Consider the following 17159-nt stretch of genomic DNA (forward strand, 5'->3'; position numbering starts at 1 on the left):
GGGGCCAGTCGTTCTACGCATAAAGGGAAGTCAGATGTCCGCGCCCAAGAAAGTTGTTCTGGCCTATTCCGGTGGCCTTGATACCTCGATCATTCTGAAATGGCTGCAGACCGAGTATGGCTGTGAGGTTGTGACCTTCACCGCCGATCTGGGTCAAGGTGAGGAACTGGAACCCGCCCGCCAAAAGGCCGAGCTGCTGGGGATCAAACCCGAAAACATCTATATCGAAGACATTCGCGAAGAGTTTGTCCGCGACTTTGTCTTCCCGATGTTCCGCGCCAATGCGCAATACGAAGGCCTTTACCTGCTGGGCACCTCAATCGCGCGTCCGCTAATCTCGAAACGTCTGGTTGAGATTGCCGAGGCAACCGGTGCCGATGCCGTCGCCCACGGCGCGACAGGCAAGGGCAACGATCAGGTGCGCTTTGAACTGGCGGCCTATGCGCTGAACCCCGACATCAAGGTGATCGCGCCTTGGCGTGAGTGGGACCTGACCAGCCGGACCAAGCTGTTGGAATTCGCCGAAGCGAACCAGATCCCGATTGCCAAGGACAAACGTGGCGAGGCGCCCTTCTCGGTCGATGCCAACCTACTGCACACTTCGTCCGAGGGTAAGGTTCTGGAAGACCCCGCCGATATGGCGCCCGATTACGTCTATCAGCGCACCGTCCACCCCGAGGATGCGCCAAACGAGCCGGAATTCATCGAGATCGGCTTTGAAAAAGGCGACGCGGTCAGCATAAATGGCGAGGCGATGAGCCCCGCGACCATCCTGACCAAGCTGAACGAATACGGCGGCAAGCACGGTATTGGGCGTCTTGACCTGGTCGAAGGCCGGTTTGTGGGCATGAAGTCGCGTGGCATCTACGAAACGCCCGGCGGCACCGTCCTGCTGGAAGCACATCGTGGTATCGAATCCATCACCATGGACCGTGGCGCAATGCACCTGAAGGACCAGTTGATGCCGCAATATGCGGAGCTGATCTATAATGGCTTCTGGTACTCGCCTGAGCGTGAGATGTTGCAGGCTGCAATCGACAAGTCGCAGGAACACGTCACCGGCACCGTCCGCGTGAAACTTTACAAAGGTTTGGCCTCGACGGTTGGCCGCTGGTCGGATCATTCGCTCTATTCTGAAGAGCATGTAACCTTTGAAGACGATGCTGGCGCGTATGATCAGAAAGACGCGGCTGGCTTCATCCAGTTGAACGCGTTGCGTCTGAAACTGCTGGCCTCGCGCGAGAAGCGTCTGTCCAAGTAATTCTTGCCATCGCTGCAACGACGAACCCGGTGCCCGAAAGGATGCCGGGTTTTTCTTTGTCTTCGTTGGCCTGTTAGTTCCAGTAGCGTCACCCTTGCCTGCTTTGCCTGTTTGTCTTTACGCAAAGGTCAACGGGGAAAGGACATACCATGCTTCAGGACATCGCCGACGGGATCCAGAAAGGTCTGAACGGCAAGACATTTGACGGCTCTCTCAAGTTCGATTGCGGTGATGACGGGGTGATCGTGCTGATCGACAATCAAGCGACGACGCAAGATCAGGATGCAGACTGCACGATCCGAATTTCACAGGAAAACCTGACCAAGCTGCTGACCGGCAAGCTGAACCCAATGACCGGCGTGGCATTGGGCAAGCTCAAGATCTCGGGCAATATGGGTGTGGCGATGAAGCTGGGGCAACTGCTGGGGTAAGCGCCGATAAACTCGTCTCACCAGCGCGTGACAAACCATGTCAGCGGATTGCAACGGCAGAAAAGTCGGGGCAGCCTGATCTCAGAAGGAGATCTGCCATGACCCGGACCGCATACCTCTGTTTCGTTAAACCGTCGCTTCTGTTTGTTCTGATCACACTGGCCGCGATGCTGCGCGCCCTGCCCGCACCAGCTGCCGGCACCGAAACCCTGACCGTCGCCGGAGGGTGTTTCTGGTGCGTTGAATCCGATTTTGAATCGGTTCCCGGCGTGATTGGCGCCGTATCCGGCTTTACCGGCGGTAAGACAGCCAATCCGACTTATGACCAAGTGACGAAAGGTGGCACCGGACATTACGAGGCTGTTCAGATCACCTTCGACTCTTCGCGGGTTTCCCGTGAAACGCTGCTGAGCATGTTCTTCCGTTCCGTTGATCCAACCGATGCGGGTGGCCAATTCTGTGATCGCGGCAACAGCTATCGCACTGCTGTTTTTGTCTCTAACACAGGCGAAAAGGCGTTGGCGCAGAAAGCCAAAGCCAATGCGCAGCAGGCGCTGGGTCAAACCGTAGTTACCCCCATCTTGAACGCGGGCACCTTTTACCCGGCCGAAGCTTACCATCAGGATTACTATAAGGGCGACAAGCTGGTGCTCACCCGCTTTGGTCCGAAACGCCAGAAAAACGCATACAAAGCCTACCGCAAAGCCTGCGGTCGGGATGCGCGCGTCAAACAGCTCTGGGGTAGCAATGCACCTTTCGCCGGGTCCTAACCGAACCGGGCCTCCAGCACCTCTTTGAGGTCGGGAATAACATCCGCCGTGCCGTGCCGCGTGACCATCAGGGCCGCGGCACGATTTGCTTGTGCAATCGCCTGCGGCATCGGCAACCCGCGGTCCATTCCGGCCAGAACGTAACCGGTGAAGGTATCCCCCGCGCCGGTCGTGTCCACGGCTTTCACCTTGTGTGCCGAAATCTCAAGTGCCTCACCATCCTTGGGTAGGTAGCGCGCGCCTTTAGACCCCAACGTGACCAGTACATGCTTAACAGGCAATTCAGCGACGGATTGACCCGTACTTTCGCGCAGCTGTTCTGCTTCGACCTCATTCAGGATCAGGAAGTCCAGATAAGGCAGCACCGCCTGCACGGCATCAGCCTGAAACGGCGCGGCGGCATAGCAGACGGTCAGTCCAAGATCACGGCCCATGCGGGCGGCCTCGACCTGGGCGTTGGTCTCGTTCTGCATAACCAGCAGATCACCGGGAACAGCCTGCGATAAGGCCTGTCCCAGCTGATCCTGCTCGATGGCGTGGTTTGCGCCGGGATACAGAATGATCTGGTTCTCACCCTGCTTGTCCACCGCAATGATCGCGTGACCTGTAGGCACGTCGACCTCGGCAATGAACCGGGTGTCGACGCCATATTCGGTCATGCGATCCAGGGCCCAGCGCCCGTCCGGCCCAATGCCACCGATATGCGCCACACGCGATCCGGCACGCGCCGCTGCAACGGACATGTTGGCCCCTTTGCCACCCAGAAACCGCTCCAAGTTCGAAGCGGCCAGCGTTTCACCGGCAGTGGGAAGATGCGGCAGGGCATAGACCATGTCCGCATTGATCGAGCCTAGGTTCCAGATCGTCACGGTTTATCCAATATCGCAAGAGGCCAGAATGGCCATGTTCAGAATGTCATTTGCTGTCGAGCCAGTCGAACAGATCTGAATCGGCTTATCGACACCGGTCAGGATAGGGCCAATGACGTTCGCGCCACCCATCTCTTGCATCAGCTTGGTCGAGATCGAGGCCGAATGCCGTGCGGGTACAATCAGGATATTCGCCGGGCCCGTCAGACGCGAGAAGGGATAAGCCTCTTGCTGTTCCACGTTCAGCGCCACATCCACAGTCATCTCGCCATCATATTCGAAATCGACGCCGCGCTTATCCAGAATCTCAGGCGCTACGTGCATTTTCTCAGCCCGTTCAGATACCGGATAGCCGAAGGTGGAAAAGCTGACAAAGGCAACGCGTGGGTCCAGCCCCAAATGCCGCGCGACCGAGGCCGAGCGTTCGGCGATATTGGCCAGATCATGCTCATCCGGCCATTCATGGACCAGCGTGTCACCAATCAGAACGATCTTACCCTTGTGCAACAGCGCCGTTACACCAACGGCCCCATGTTCGGCATCAGCGTCAAACACATGATTGATGCGTTCCAGCACATGTGCCGATTTCCGCGTTGCGCCGGTGACCATGCCATCGGCGTGGCCATGCGCCAACATCAGGCAAGAGAACACATGGCGATCCCGCGCGGCCAGACGATGGATATCTTTGCGATCAAAACCACTGCGCTGCAGACGCTTGTAAAGGAAATCCTTATAGGCTTCGAGATGCGTGGTTGTGGAGGCGTTAATCACCTCCAACTCGCGCACCGCGTCCTCCAGACCGGCGGCTTCCAGCTTTTCCTTCACATCGTCAGGGCGACCAACAACAAGCGCCTTGCCAAAACCCGATCGCTGATACATCACCGCCGCGCGCAAGACGCGTGGATCGTCGCCTTCGGCAAAGATCATCCGGCTTTGCGCCTGACGTGCACGGGCGTTCAGGCCGCGCAGGATGCTGGCGGTCGGGTCCATGCGGGATTTCAGGCTCAGCTCATAGGCGTCCATGTCAATGATCGGGCGGCGGGCTGCTCCGGTGTCCATCCCCGCCCTGGCAACGGCAGGCGGAATACGGTGGATCAGGCGTGGGTCAAACGGCGTCGGGATAATGTAATCCCGGCCAAAGGTCAGAGATTTGCCATAGGCCATGGCAACCTCATCCGGCACATCCTCGCGCGCCAGATTGGCCAGCGCATGGGCACAGGCGATCTTCATCTCGTCATTGATAGCGCGGGCGTGAATGTCCAGCGCGCCGCGGAACAGGTAAGGGAAGCCCAGAACGTTGTTCACCTGGTTCGGATAATCGCTGCGCCCGGTGGCGACGATGGCATCAACACGAACCTCATGCGCCTCTTCTGGCGTAATCTCCGGGTCCGGGTTCGCCATGGCGAAAATCACCGGATTGTCTGCCATGCTGGCAACCATATCCTGGGTCACTGCCCCTTTGACCGACACACCAAGGAATACGTCCGCGCCCTTCATCGCCTCTTCCAATGTGCGCAACTCGGTGGTGATCGCGTGGGCCGATTTCCACTGGTTCATGCCTTCGGTTCGGCCTTGGTAGATCACGCCCTTGGTGTCGCAGACGATGCAGTTCTCGTGTTTTGCGCCCATCGACTTGAGCAGCTCGATACAGGCGATACCCGCCGCACCCGCGCCGTTCAGCACGATTTTCACGTCTTCGATCTTTTTGCCCGAGATACGCAGCGCATTCAGCAGACCCGCCGCACAGATCACCGCCGTGCCGTGTTGGTCGTCGTGGAAGACGGGGATGTCCATCTCTTCCTTCAGGCGCTGTTCGATGATGAAACACTCGGGCGCCTTGATGTCTTCCAGGTTGATACCGCCAAAGGTCGGTCCCATCAGACGCACAGCGCGGCAGAATTCGTCCGGGTCTTCGGTATCCAGTTCGATATCGATCGAGTTCACATCAGCGAACCGTTTGAACAGGACTGATTTCCCCTCCATCACCGGCTTCGAACCCAGCGCGCCAAGATTACCAAGGCCCAGAACGGCAGTACCGTTTGAGATCACCGCAACCAGATTGCCTTTGTTGGTGTAATCATAGGCGGTTTCCGGATTTTCCGCGATGGCTTCACATGGAACCGCCACACCAGGGCTGTAGGCCAGCGACAGATCGCGTTGCGTCGTCATGGGTACGGTGGCCTGAACCTCCCACTTGCCGGGTGTCGGGTCGAGGTGAAAGGCCAGCGCCTCTTCTTTGGTGATCTTCGCTTTGGGCATGTGATGGGTCGTTTCTTTACATCTGCGGGACTTTTGCCTCATAGCGCAGGCAGGCGCGCGCCTCAACGAGAATACTTTTCACCTTTCGCCGAGATGGGTGGATTTGTAAGGTCGCGACCGGAATACGCCAAAAGGGGTCAGCCTTGTCCACAGTCACGCCGATGATGGCGCAATATCTCGAAATCAAAGAGGCGCATGCCGATGCCTTGCTGTTTTACCGCATGGGCGACTTTTACGAGATGTTCTTTCAGGACGCCGTCAACGCCGCCGAAGCGCTGGACATCGCCTTAACCAAGCGCGGAAAGCATAACGACACCGACATTCCGATGTGCGGCGTGCCCGTCCATGCGGCCGAGGGGTATCTGCTGACGCTGATCCGGAAAGGGTTTCGCGTGGCTGTCTGCGAACAGATGGAAAGCCCGGCTGAAGCAAAGAAAAGAGGCTCTAAATCGGTCGTAAAGCGCGATGTTGTGCGCCTTGTTACGCCTGGCACGTTGACCGAAGATGCCCTGCTTGAGGCTCGCCGCCACAACTTCCTGGCCGCCTATGCCGAGGTTCGCGATGAGGCCGCGCTGGCTTGGGCCGATATCTCAACTGGGGCGTTTCACGTGATGCCTTTGACCTCAGTGCGCCTCAGTCCCGAACTGGCCCGGTTGGCACCATCCGAGTTGATCGTGGCCGATGGTGTGCAGGACAAACTGAACGAACCCGTTATGGATCTGGGTATCTCACTGACCCCAATCGGGCGGGCCAGCTTCGACAGCACTGCGGCGGAAAAGCGCATCTGCAGGCTGTTTCATGTGGGCGCACTGGACGCGTTTGGCAGTTTCGGCCGGGCTGAGATTTCGGCCATGGGTGCGTTGATCGACTATCTGGAAATCACGCAAAAAGGCAAACTGCCGCTTCTGCAAACCCCACTGAAAGAATCCGAGGACCGAGTCGTTCAGATCGACGCTGCCACACGGCGCAATCTGGAACTGACCCGATCCCTGTCCGGTGGCCGCGCTGGTTCGCTGCTGTCTGTGATGGATCGCACCGTCACACCGGGTGGTGCACGACTGTTGGACCAGCGGCTTTCCAGCCCATCCCGCAATCTGGACGTCATCCATGGGCGGCTGGATGCTGTAACTTTTGCGGCCGAAGACAGCTTGATCACATCAGACCTGCGTGAGGCTTTGCGCAAGACCCCGGATCTGGACCGGGCGCTGTCCCGACTGTCACTGGATCGGGGTGGCCCGCGGGATCTGACCGCCATTCGCAACGGCCTGACACAGGCCGCCGCAATCGCTGAACTCTGCGCGGGTCAAGACCTGCCGGTTCTTCTGGCCACTGCCCTTCAAAATCTGGTCGGATTTGACGACCTACTGAACCTGCTTGACGAAGCGCTTGTGGCCGAACCCCCATTGCTGGCCCGAGACGGCGGGTTCATCGCCCCGGGTTATGATGCCGAACTGGACGAAGCCCGCACCCTACGCGACGAAGGTCGTTCCGTCATTGCCGGGTTTCAGCAGAAATATGCGGAACACACCGGCATCACGTCACTGAAGATCAAGCATAACAATGTGCTGGGCTATTTCATCGAAACAACGGCTACCCATGCCGAGAAAATGCTGAATCCTCCATTTTCTGAGACCTATATCCACCGCCAAACAACCGCCAACCAAGTCCGGTTCACGACAGTGGAGCTGTCCGAGATCGAGACCCGCATTCTAAACGCCGGAAACTTGGCGCTTGAGATAGAAAAACGGCTCTATGCAAGGCTTTCTAGCGAAATTCTGGATAAGGCCGCACGGCTCAACCAAGCAGCGCGCGGTTTGGCTGAACTGGATCTGACCACTGCTCTGGCCGATCTGGCGCGTGGTGAAAACTGGTGTCGCCCGCAAGTTGATGCCTCACGCGCGTTCGATGTTCAGGGCGGAAGACACCCGGTGGTCGAACAGGCATTGCGCCAGCAAAACGGCGACGCCTTCATCGCCAATGACTGCGATCTCAGTGCTGATAAAGGCGCGGCGATCTGGCTGCTGACAGGTCCCAACATGGCCGGTAAATCGACCTTCCTACGCCAGAATGCCCTGATTGCCCTGCTTGCCCAGATGGGCAGTTACGTGCCTGCGGAACAGGCGCATGTCGGGCTAGTCAGCCAACTGTTCAGCCGCGTCGGAGCGTCGGATGATTTGGCCCGCGGACGCTCGACCTTTATGGTCGAAATGGTCGAAACCGCCGCCATCCTCAATCAGGCTGATGACCGCGCTCTCGTTATTCTTGATGAAATAGGTCGCGGCACGGCCACCTATGATGGCCTGTCCATCGCCTGGGCCACGCTGGAACATCTGCACGCCTCCAACAAATGCCGGGCCCTGTTCGCAACCCATTACCATGAACTCACCGCACTTGCCGGCAAACTGGAAGGCGTAGAAAACGCCACCGTTGCCGTCAAAGAATGGGGGGGCGAAGTGATCTTCCTGCACGAAGTTCACAAGGGCGCGGCCGACAGGTCCTATGGTGTTCAGGTCGCTCAATTAGCCGGGCTACCCACATCAGTGGTCGAACGGGCCCGTATAGTTCTGGATCAGTTGGAAAAAACCGAACGCGAAGGCGGCAAGCAAAAGACATTGATTGACGACCTGCCTTTGTTTTCCGCCGCACCACCTCCACCGCCTCCGGCACCCAAAGCGTCACCCATCACCGACATGCTTGACGACATCCTGCCGGACGAACTGACCCCGCGTGAAGCCCTAGACCTGCTCTACAAACTAAAAGAGGCGGCCAGAACCTGACCGCCTCGTTATTCGTATGAACTGAAATCGCTCAGCTTGCAGGGGTTGAAGACACCCCAACCTGCGCAGGGCGCAGCAAGCGGTCATGCAGCATGAAGCCTTCGGCTGAAACCTGAATGATGTCACCGGCGCGGGTGCCCGGCACCGGAGCCTCAAACATCGCTTCATGCACGTTGGGATCAAACCGGTCGCCAACTTCGGGCGTGATCACTTCGATCCCATGCTTCTGGAACACGTCTTTCAGCGCGCGCATGGTCAGTTCGACGCCTTCCAGAAGGGGTCCCGCCACTTCTTTCTGCTCATCGGTCGCGGCTTCAAGCGCACGTTTCATGTTGTCGTAAACCGGCAGCATGTCACGGGCCAGCTTCGATCCGCCATATTGTTCGGCATCGCGGCGCGCTCTGTCGCCACGCTTGCGCGCGTTTTCTGCATCCGCCAGCGCGCGCATGAACTTGTCCTTGAAATCGTCTCGCTCAGCACGCAGCGCATCAATTTCCAGCGCTTCTTCACTGATTTCGGCAAATTCCTCGGCCAGTTCTTCCGCCTCAGCGGTTGCGATATCGTCCAGAAATTCTTCGTTCTTGGGCTCTGCCATCTCTTACCCTCTAGCTCCGGTCGGAAATCAGTTTGCCGACCAGTTGCGCCGTATAGTCCACGATCGGTACAATCCGTCCATAGTTCAGACGAGTGGGTCCGATGACCCCAACCGCACCAATTATCTTTCGATCAGCGTTCATATATGGAGACACCACCAAAGAGGAACCCGAAAGTGAGAAAAGTTTGTTCTCAGAGCCGATAAAAATGCGCACACCCTCGCCTTCTTCGGTCAATTCGAGGAATTCAGCAATGTCTTGCTTTCGCTCCAGGTCGTCAAACAACGTTCGGATTCGGTCCAATTCCTCGGCTTCGCCTGGCTCCCCCAGCAGATTCGCCCGCCCGCGCACGATCAAACGGGCCGAGTCGGTCCCATCCCCATCCCAAGCGGCCATGCCGCTTTCGACCATCTCGCGCGCTAAAATATCAATTTCCTGCCTGCGCGCGGTAATCTGGGTCTGCATCTGACGCAGTACTTCGCTGAGCGTTCGTCCTTCGATCAGGGAATTCAGAAAGTTCGCCGCCTCTCGCATCGAACTGGGTGTCTGGCCCGGCGGAGGCGTAAATAGACGGTTTTCCACATGCCCATCCGCAAAGACCAGAACCACCAAAGCGCGGTCATGGGCCAGCGAGACGAACTCAATATGCTTGATCTCAGACTCTTGCTTTGGGGTCAGAACCAGCGATGCGCCATGTGTCACGTGTGACAAGGCCGAACCAACTCGGTCCAGCATCCCGCCCACATCACCCGCGTTAGAGCCTAATGTCTCATCCAACTTCTGCCGATCGTCTACACCAAGATCACCCACTTCCAGCAACCCATCGACAAACATCCGCAACCCCTGCTGCGTTGGAATCCGCCCCGCACTGACATGAGGGCTGTCGAGCAGACCCAGAAACTCCAGATCCTGCATGACGTTTCGCACGGTCGCCGCGCTGACCTTTTCCGACAACGTGCGCGTCAGCGTGCGACTTCCAACCGGTTCGCCACTGTCCAGATAGCTCTCGACGATCAACCGGAACACCTCGCGTGACCGGTCATTCATTTCGTCCAGAACTCTACTTGCTTTGCTCATCGGCAATCCTCTGCTGGATCGGCATTAAATCGCAGACATCTGAAAGGTCAATCGGGGTTGCATCCTAAGGCACGGGGACGTTATCCCCAACCCAGCAAACAAAGGATTTTCCATGCGACCCTCAGGACGTGATTTAAACGAAATGCGCGCCGTTTCAATCGAGACGGGCTTTACCAAACATGCCGAAGGTTCCTGCCTGATCAAAATGGGCGACACCCATGTTCTGTGCACCGCCACGATCGAGGATCGCGTGCCACCGTTCATCAAAGGCTCGGGCCTGGGTTGGGTCACTGCCGAATACGGCATGCTGCCCCGTGCAACCAACACCCGCATGCGGCGCGAGGCGGCCTCGGGCAAGCAAGGTGGTCGCACCGTGGAAATCCAGCGGCTGATCGGTCGCGCCCTGCGCGCCGGTGTGGATCGGGTTGCACTGGGCGAACGTCAGATCACGGTGGATTGCGATGTAATTCAGGCCGATGGCGGCACCCGTTGCGCCTCGATCACCGGTGGTTGGGTCGCGCTGCGTCTGGCGGTGAACAAACTGATGAAGGCTGGCGACGTGATTTCTGACCCGCTGGTCGATCCGGTAGCAGCGGTCTCTTGTGGCATCTATGCCGGTCAGCCGGTGCTGGATTTGGATTACCCCGAAGACAGCGAAGCTGGCGTCGACGGAAACTTTATCATGACCGGATCAGGCAAGCTGATCGAAGTGCAGATGAGCGCCGAAGGCTCAGTCTTTAGCCGCGCCCAGATGGATCAACTGATGGATCTGGCCGAAAAAGGCGTCGGTGAACTGGCCGCAGCGCAAAAGGCAGCCACCGCATGACCCGCAAGTTCGACGGCGACAGGCTGCTGGTGGCCACGCACAACAAAGGCAAGCTTGAGGAGATGACCCATCTGCTTGAGGCCTTCGGCGTGAAGGTTGTTGGCGCGGCAGAGATGAACCTGCCGGAACCGGAAGAGACCGAAGAAACGTTCGTCGGTAACGCCCGGATCAAGGCCCATGCGGCGGCACAAGCTACCGGCCTGCCTGCCCTGTCGGACGATTCCGGGATCACCATTGACGCGCTGGACGGCGCGCCCGGTGTCTACACCGCCGATTGGGCAGAAACCGGCAATGGCCGCGATTTCCTGATGGCGATGACCCGCGCACATGATGAACTTGAGGCCGCACAGGCGCCTCATCCACGCACAGCACAATTTCGCTGCACGCTGGTTCTGGCCTGGCCTGATGGTCACGACGAAGTGTTTGAGGGTGTCATGCCCGGTCAGCTTGTCTGGCCCATCCGTGGCGAAAACGGCTTCGGCTATGACCCGATGTTCCAACCGGACGGGCACGATGTGACCTGTGCAGAAATGGTTCCGGAGGAAAAACACAAAATCAGCCATCGCGGACGCGCCGTAAACGCCTTTGTTCAAGGCTGTTTCGGTGGATGACTGGCGGCATGGAGGCTTCGGCCTCTATGTGCACTGGCCTTTTTGTGAGGCTAAGTGCCCCTATTGCGATTTTAACAGCCATGTTTCGAGAAATATTGAACAAAAACAATGGCTTAGATCTTATTTAGCTGAACTGCACCGCTCGGCATCTGAAACCCCTGACCGGGTTTTGAACACAATCTTCTTTGGCGGCGGCACGCCGTCCCTTATGGCACCAGAAACGGTGGCGGCCATTATCGACGAGGCGCGCAAGCTTTGGCGCCCTGCAAATGACATGGAAGTCACGCTTGAGGCCAACCCCGGATCGGTCGAGGCAGGCCGGTTTGCCGCCTATCGCGATGCAGGCGTGAACCGAGTTTCCATGGGCGTTCAGGCCCTGAATGACGAAGACCTGCGTCGACTGGGCCGCATCCACACGGCCGCCGAAGCCCGCGCAGCATTTGATATCGCCCGCAACTGTTTCGACCGGGTCAGCTTTGACATGATTTATGCGCGTCAACATCAAACCCCGGATTCCTGGCAAGCGGAGCTGACTGAGGCACTGTCGATGGCTATCGACCACCTGTCGCTCTATCAACTGACGATCGAGGAAGGCACCGCCTTTGGGGACCGCTATGCAGTCGGCAAGCTGCGTGGACTGCCCGAGGACGACCACGCCGCCGATATGTATCTTGCCACGCAAGAGTTATGCGAAGCCCACGGGCTGCCCGCCTATGAGGTTTCCAACCATGCCCGTCCGGGGGCAGAATCCCGGCACAACTTGATCTATTGGCGTTACGGAGATTACGTCGGTGTCGGCCCCGGCGCGCACGGGCGTATTACGCTGGACGGCCAGAAGATAGCGACAGAGACCTATCTGTCACCCAACGCCTGGCTCAGTGCTGTTGAAAAAGGAAACGGCGAGAAAGAAAGATCATTGCTATCTACGCAAGATCAGGCAAGTGAATACCTTATGATGGGCATGAGAATTGCCGAAGGACTAGATGTTGAACGCTTCAATGCGCTTTCCGATCTCACACTGCCAGAAAACAAACTGAGAGACCTAGAAGAGCTGGGTATGATACACCGGTCAAACGGCCGATTGATCGCCACTAAAGATGGTCGCGCAGTCCTGAATGCGGTCATCCGAGAGTTATTGGGATAAACGATGCAGTACCTCTGGGCCGCAATGGGATTGATCTGCGTCGGGCTTGCTGTTGTCGGCATTGTATTGCCCCTACTTCCAACAGTCCCGTTTCTGTTGCTGGCCGCGTTCTTTTTTGCCCGATCTTCCTCCCGACTGCACACTTGGCTGGTCAGTCATGGAACCTTCGGGCCGATGATCTTGGATTGGCAACGCTCGGGCGCCATTCGTCCGGCCGCAAAAAAGGCGGCCACCCTATCGGTTGCCGCCGTTTTTGGATTGTCTGTGATTCTTGCACTTCCAAGCCACGTCCTGATCATTCAGGCAGTCGTCCTCAGCGGCGTTATGATTTTTGTCTGGACCCGCCCTAACGGCTGAGCTTGGCGCACAGATCGTCCAATTGATCGAGGTTTTCGTAGGTCAGCACGACCTGCCCCGCTTCCGATCCCGCTTTGTGGTTGATGGCTACTTTCATCGCCAGAATGGCCGAAAGATCCTTCTCCAACGCGCGTGTATCCGCATCCTTGCCAGCATTCAGGTTTCTGGACCGCGGCGCCGCCTGAGGAGCATCCCCCTGCTGTTGTTTTTTCACCAGCGCTTCGGTCGCACGCACGCTTAGCCCATCCTTGACGACGATCTTCGCCAGCTCAGAGGGGTCTTCAGCTGTGATCAGCGCCCGGGCATGACCGGCAGACAGTTTTCCTTCAACAACAAGCTTCTGAACGTCCATAGGCAACGACAGCAAACGTAAAAGGTTCGCAATATGGCTGCGGCTTTTACCCAATGCTTCGGCCAGTTTTTCCTGTGTATGGCCAAAACGGTCCATCAACTGCTTGTAACCCGCGGCCTCTTCAACAGCGTTCAGGTCTGCGCGTTGAATATTCTCGATAATGGCGACTTCCAGAACTTCGGTGTCGTCAAAATCCCGCACGATAACCGGGATATCATGCAGCTGCGCCATCTGAGCCGCACGCCAGCGGCGTTCGCCTGCCACGATTTCATAGTCGCCGCCACGAACCTCACGCACGATCAGCGGCTGAATGATGCCCTTTTCTTTGACCGAGGCCGCAAGTTCATCCAATCGCTCTTGCTGAAAGGTTCTGCGTGGCTGGTTCGGGTTCGCTCGCAGTTTTTCAATCGGGACTTTCATATCCGGACGGCGCGGGTCTGAGGGCATAAGCCCCCCGGTATCCTGCGTCACATCCGCCATCAAAGCGGAAAGTCCCCGGCCCAAACCTCTGGGTTTTGTTTTTTTGGCGGCCACGGTGCCCTCCTCACTGTCGCTTAGGCGGCGACTTTCTTATTCTTGTGCATGACTTCGCGGGCCAAATGCCGATAAGCCATCGCCCCCAGCGATCCCGAGTCGTATTGCAACACAGGCAACGCGTAAGACGGAGCCTCGCTGACCCGCACATTTCTGGGTATCTTGGTTTTAAATACCATCTCACCCAGATTGTCACGCGCGTCTTTTTCGACCTGGCGGGACAAGTTGTTGCGGTTGTCATACATAGTCAACACAACACCTTCGATTCTAAGGTCCGGATTCGCGGTCTGGCGCACCTCTCGGATGGTCAGCATTAGTTGTGACAATCCTTCCAATGCAAAGAACTCACTCTGCAACGGCACCAGGACAGAATGTGCAGCGACCATAGCGTTGACAGTCAGAAGATTTAGCGAAGGCGGGCAGTCGATTAGCACAAAATCCAGGTCAAACTTGTCGATTGCGGTTTGACGCAGCGCGTCATGCAACAGATAGCTGCGTTTTTCATTGGATATCAGCTCAATATCTGCCGAGCTTAGATCAACCGTCGCCGGGACAACAAACAACCCCTCGATTTCGGTTTCCTGAACAACCGCCTCCAAAGGGGCATCATCCAATATCAGATCATACGTCGTCCAATCCCGATCTTCGACCCCCAATCCGGTGGATGCGTTCCCCTGAGGATCAAGATCAACAACCAGCACTTTGCATCCAGCCTCGGCCAGACCGGCCGCAAGGTTGATCGCTGTTGTGGTTTTCCCAACCCCGCCCTTCTGATTGGCTACCGCAATAATCCGGGGCCCTGAGGGACGAGACAAATCAACCACGTGATACTCCTTTGATTTTAAGGATAACGGCCTGAGGCTCAGTTAAACTTGTAATCGGGTCAACGTCGAAATTCCATTCTTCCTGCGCCTCTTCCAGCTCTTTTTTCCACCTTTCGCCTTTCGGCAACAGCGCCAGCCCCTTTTTGCTCAAATGTCTGTTGCAAAAGGACAATAGCGTAGGAAGATCGGCGAGGGCCCGCGCAGAAAGGATATCTGCGCTCAACGGTTCAACCACTTCGATTCGCTTGGAAATAACGGTGCATTTCGCGCCGCATTCACGTGCTACATTGCGCAGAAAGGCAGACTTTCGTTGGTCGCTTTCTATGAACATGAACTGGGCATCTGGTGCGTCTTCAATGGCCATTATGGCACATACCATCCCGGGGAACCCGCCTCCGCTACCTAAATCTACCCAGTTTTCGAATGGCCCTGCGCATCTATAGACTTGTACGGAATCCTTTATGTGTCGAACCCAGATGTCATCCAAGCTTTTCCGTGAAACAAGATTGATTTTCGGGTTCCACCGCTTAACAAGCTCCACATAGGCTGTGAGACGCTCAAATGTTTCACGTGAAACATCCAAATCATCAATAGTGGTCCCATTCATACCTTGCGGACCTTCTGATCGCGGCGAAGCTTAGCCAACAACAGCGTCAGCGCCGCAGGAGTAACCCCTTCAACGCGCCCCGCCTGCGCAATGTTCTCTGGCTTTGCATTTGAAAGCTTTTGCTTCATTTCAGAAGATAGCCCTTCCATCGCAAAATAGTCGAAACCCCGTGGAATCTCATATGATTCATCGCGTTTCATCGCCTCAACATCTTTTTGTTGCCGGGCAATGTAGTTTGCGTACAAAGCGTCCCGCTCTACTTGTAGACGGATTTCCTCCTCAACACTCTCAATCTCGGGCATCAGGGGAACAAGATCACCAAAGTGAACATCCGGGAACGCCAGAATAGCCATCCCGTCCCTGCGGTTTCCATCTTGATTGACATTGATACCAGCCGCTCGAACTTCTTTTGGAGTAAAGGTTTTTTCTGTCAGCTGGGATTTTGCGGCGGACAACCTCTCCATCTTATTTGAAAATATGCCGCTCCGCTTACCGCCAACACAGCCGATATCCAACCCAATTGGCGTAAGGCGCTGGTCTGCATTATCCGCACGTAGTGATAAACGGAATTCTGCGCGTGACGTGAACATCCGATAAGGTTCCACAACACCGCGTGTTGTCAGGTCGTCGATCATCACGCCGATATAACTGTCAGCACGTGTAAAATGCAGCGGTTCCCGGTCAAGCACCTTTAGCGCAGCATTCAACCCCGCAACCAAGCCTTGCGCAGCTGCCTCCTCATATCCTGTGGTTCCGTTTATTTGCCCTGCTAGATATAGTCCTTCGACATCTGGTAGCGCGAGAGTCGATGTCAAAACACGCGGATCCACATAGTCATACTCGATCGCATAACCAGGTTGCAGGATCTCTGCTGCTTCAAGACCTTTGATTGACCGCACATACTCAAGCTGTACATCCTGCGGTAGAGAGGTCGAAATCCCGTTTGGATAGATTGTGTGATCATCGACGCCTTCGGGTTCCAGGAAAATCTGATGTGATTCCTTATCTGCAAAGCGTACGATCTTATCCTCGATGGATGGGCAATACCTGGGGCCCACCCCATCAATATGTCCGCCATACATCGCTGATCGAGACAAGTTTTTTTCAATGATTTCGTGCGTCCGTGCGTTTGTATGCGTGATTCCGCAAGAAATCTGAGGTGCAATCACCTTTGTTGACAGGAATGAAAACAAGGTTGGGTCATCATCCCCGTCTTGTTGTTCCAGATCACTCCAATCAATCGTCCGGCCATCCAGCCTCGGCGGTGTTCCTGTTTTCAAACGCCCCAGGGGTAGCTCGAAACTGTCGAGCCGTTCTGCCAATTTGACTGACGGGCGATCACCCATACGACCGCCGGGCCGAGATACATCACCAATATGAATGACACCGCGCAAGAAGGTTCCGGACGTCAGGATAACCGTTCTACTCTTGATTTCAGAACCGTCGGCCAGTTTCACACCTGAAACTTGGTTCCCGTCCATCAGGAAATCGACAACTTCCCCGGTAACGACGAAAAGATCTGTCTGTTTTTCCGTCTCTTTCTGCATGGCCGCGCGGTACAGCGCACGATCTGCCTGTGTTCTGGGACCTTGAACGGCTGGTCCTTTGCGTCGATTAAGCAAGCGGAATTGAATGCCGGCCTGATCGGCAACACGTCCCATGACACCATCCAGGGCATCAATTTCACGGACCAAATGGCCTTTACCCAGCCCACCAATTGCCGGGTTACAAGACATGACGCCTATATCTGACGCGGACAATGTGACCAGTGCTGTCTTGACACCCATACGCGCTGCTGCATGAGCTGCTTCTGTACCCGCATGGCCTGCGCCAATTACAATCACGTCGAAATCTGAATGTTTCACGT

16 protein-coding genes are annotated in these 17159 nt (G+C 56.5%); 8 read left to right on the top strand and 8 right to left on the bottom strand.

The window, feature by feature from the left end:
* Positions 1–34: 34 nt before the first annotated feature.
* From AC2FJF_RS16005 to msrA, 3 genes are all read left to right on the top strand, one after another.
* The gene (locus AC2FJF_RS16005; RefSeq protein ID WP_496726272.1) at positions 35–1261 is read left to right on the top strand and encodes an argininosuccinate synthase; all 1227 of its coding nucleotides are present in this window, start codon (positions 35–37) and stop codon (positions 1259–1261) included.
* 149 nt (positions 1262–1410) lie between these two features.
* Entirely contained in the window at positions 1411–1692 is a 282-nt protein-coding gene (locus tag AC2FJF_RS16010; protein ID WP_113791154.1) for an SCP2 sterol-binding domain-containing protein, read from the top strand.
* A gap of 98 nt (positions 1693–1790) precedes the next feature.
* Positions 1791–2462 carry a peptide-methionine (S)-S-oxide reductase MsrA gene (gene msrA / locus AC2FJF_RS16015; protein WP_496726273.1) on the top strand — a complete coding sequence of 224 codons (672 nt, stop codon included), beginning with the start codon at positions 1791–1793 and terminating at the stop codon, positions 2460–2462.
* Here the strand turns inward: msrA and AC2FJF_RS16020 are convergent.
* Both AC2FJF_RS16020 and AC2FJF_RS16025 read right to left on the bottom strand, forming a co-directional pair.
* The gene (locus AC2FJF_RS16020) at positions 2459–3331 is read right to left on the bottom strand and encodes a ribokinase (RefSeq protein WP_496726274.1); all 873 of its coding nucleotides are present in this window, start codon (positions 3329–3331) and stop codon (positions 2459–2461) included. The genes msrA and AC2FJF_RS16020 overlap by 4 nt on opposite strands.
* Before the next feature lie 3 nt (positions 3332–3334).
* Positions 3335–5590 (bottom strand): NADP-dependent malic enzyme, encoded by a 2256-nt coding sequence (locus tag AC2FJF_RS16025; protein ID WP_472722505.1) that lies wholly within the window; start codon positions 5588–5590, stop codon positions 3335–3337.
* Between the two features lie 161 nt (positions 5591–5751).
* Between AC2FJF_RS16025 and mutS the strand changes: the two genes are divergently transcribed.
* Positions 5752–8367 (top strand): DNA mismatch repair protein MutS, encoded by a 2616-nt coding sequence (mutS, locus tag AC2FJF_RS16030; protein ID WP_496726316.1) that lies wholly within the window; start codon positions 5752–5754, stop codon positions 8365–8367.
* A gap of 31 nt (positions 8368–8398) precedes the next feature.
* On the opposite strand, the gene AC2FJF_RS16035 is transcribed toward mutS, so the two are convergent.
* Complete coding sequence (locus AC2FJF_RS16035) at positions 8399–8962, bottom strand: nucleotide exchange factor GrpE (protein ID WP_496726275.1); 564 nt, start codon at positions 8960–8962, stop codon at positions 8399–8401.
* 10 nt (positions 8963–8972) lie between these two features.
* Positions 8973–10037, bottom strand: coding sequence for a heat-inducible transcriptional repressor HrcA (gene hrcA / locus AC2FJF_RS16040; protein WP_496726276.1), 1065 nt, complete (start codon positions 10035–10037; stop codon positions 8973–8975).
* Positions 10038–10149: 112 nt separating this feature from the next.
* On the opposite strand from hrcA, the gene rph reads away from it, so the two are divergent.
* Genes rph through AC2FJF_RS16060 form a run of 4 tightly spaced genes read left to right on the top strand, consistent with a single transcriptional unit; the run spans position 10150 to position 12975 of the window.
* Positions 10150–10863 carry a ribonuclease PH gene (gene rph / locus AC2FJF_RS16045; protein ID WP_170412685.1) on the top strand — a complete coding sequence of 238 codons (714 nt, stop codon included), beginning with the start codon at positions 10150–10152 and terminating at the stop codon, positions 10861–10863.
* Positions 10860–11474 (top strand): RdgB/HAM1 family non-canonical purine NTP pyrophosphatase, encoded by a 615-nt coding sequence (gene rdgB, locus AC2FJF_RS16050; protein ID WP_496726277.1) that lies wholly within the window; start codon positions 10860–10862, stop codon positions 11472–11474. The genes rph and rdgB overlap by 4 nt, the downstream gene beginning before the upstream one ends.
* Positions 11467–12618, top strand: a complete 1152-nt coding sequence (gene hemW / locus AC2FJF_RS16055) for a radical SAM family heme chaperone HemW (protein WP_496726317.1) — start codon at positions 11467–11469, stop codon at positions 12616–12618. The genes rdgB and hemW overlap by 8 nt, the downstream gene beginning before the upstream one ends.
* A gap of 3 nt (positions 12619–12621) precedes the next feature.
* Positions 12622–12975: a YbaN family protein gene (locus AC2FJF_RS16060; RefSeq protein WP_496726278.1), complete on the top strand. Its 354-nt coding sequence runs from the start codon at positions 12622–12624 to the stop codon at positions 12973–12975.
* On the opposite strand, the gene AC2FJF_RS16065 is transcribed toward AC2FJF_RS16060, so the two are convergent.
* The 4 genes from AC2FJF_RS16065 to mnmG are packed head-to-tail and all read right to left on the bottom strand — an operon-like array spanning position 12965 to position 17157.
* Positions 12965–13861, bottom strand: coding sequence for a ParB/RepB/Spo0J family partition protein (locus tag AC2FJF_RS16065; RefSeq protein WP_496726279.1), 897 nt, complete (start codon positions 13859–13861; stop codon positions 12965–12967). The two genes, AC2FJF_RS16060 and AC2FJF_RS16065, sit on opposite strands and share 11 nt — an antisense overlap.
* Positions 13862–13881: 20 nt before the next feature.
* Complete coding sequence (locus AC2FJF_RS16070) at positions 13882–14685, bottom strand: ParA family protein (protein ID WP_058279264.1); 804 nt, start codon at positions 14683–14685, stop codon at positions 13882–13884.
* Positions 14678–15292, bottom strand: a complete 615-nt coding sequence (gene rsmG, locus AC2FJF_RS16075; protein ID WP_496726280.1) for a 16S rRNA (guanine(527)-N(7))-methyltransferase RsmG — start codon at positions 15290–15292, stop codon at positions 14678–14680. The genes AC2FJF_RS16070 and rsmG overlap by 8 nt, the downstream gene beginning before the upstream one ends.
* Complete coding sequence (mnmG, locus tag AC2FJF_RS16080) at positions 15289–17157, bottom strand: tRNA uridine-5-carboxymethylaminomethyl(34) synthesis enzyme MnmG (RefSeq protein ID WP_496726281.1); 1869 nt, start codon at positions 17155–17157, stop codon at positions 15289–15291. Before mnmG ends, rsmG begins: the two co-directional genes overlap by 4 nt.
* Positions 17158–17159 lie beyond the last annotated feature (2 nt).

This window comes from Ruegeria sp. CDSB013 (assembly GCF_059611165.1).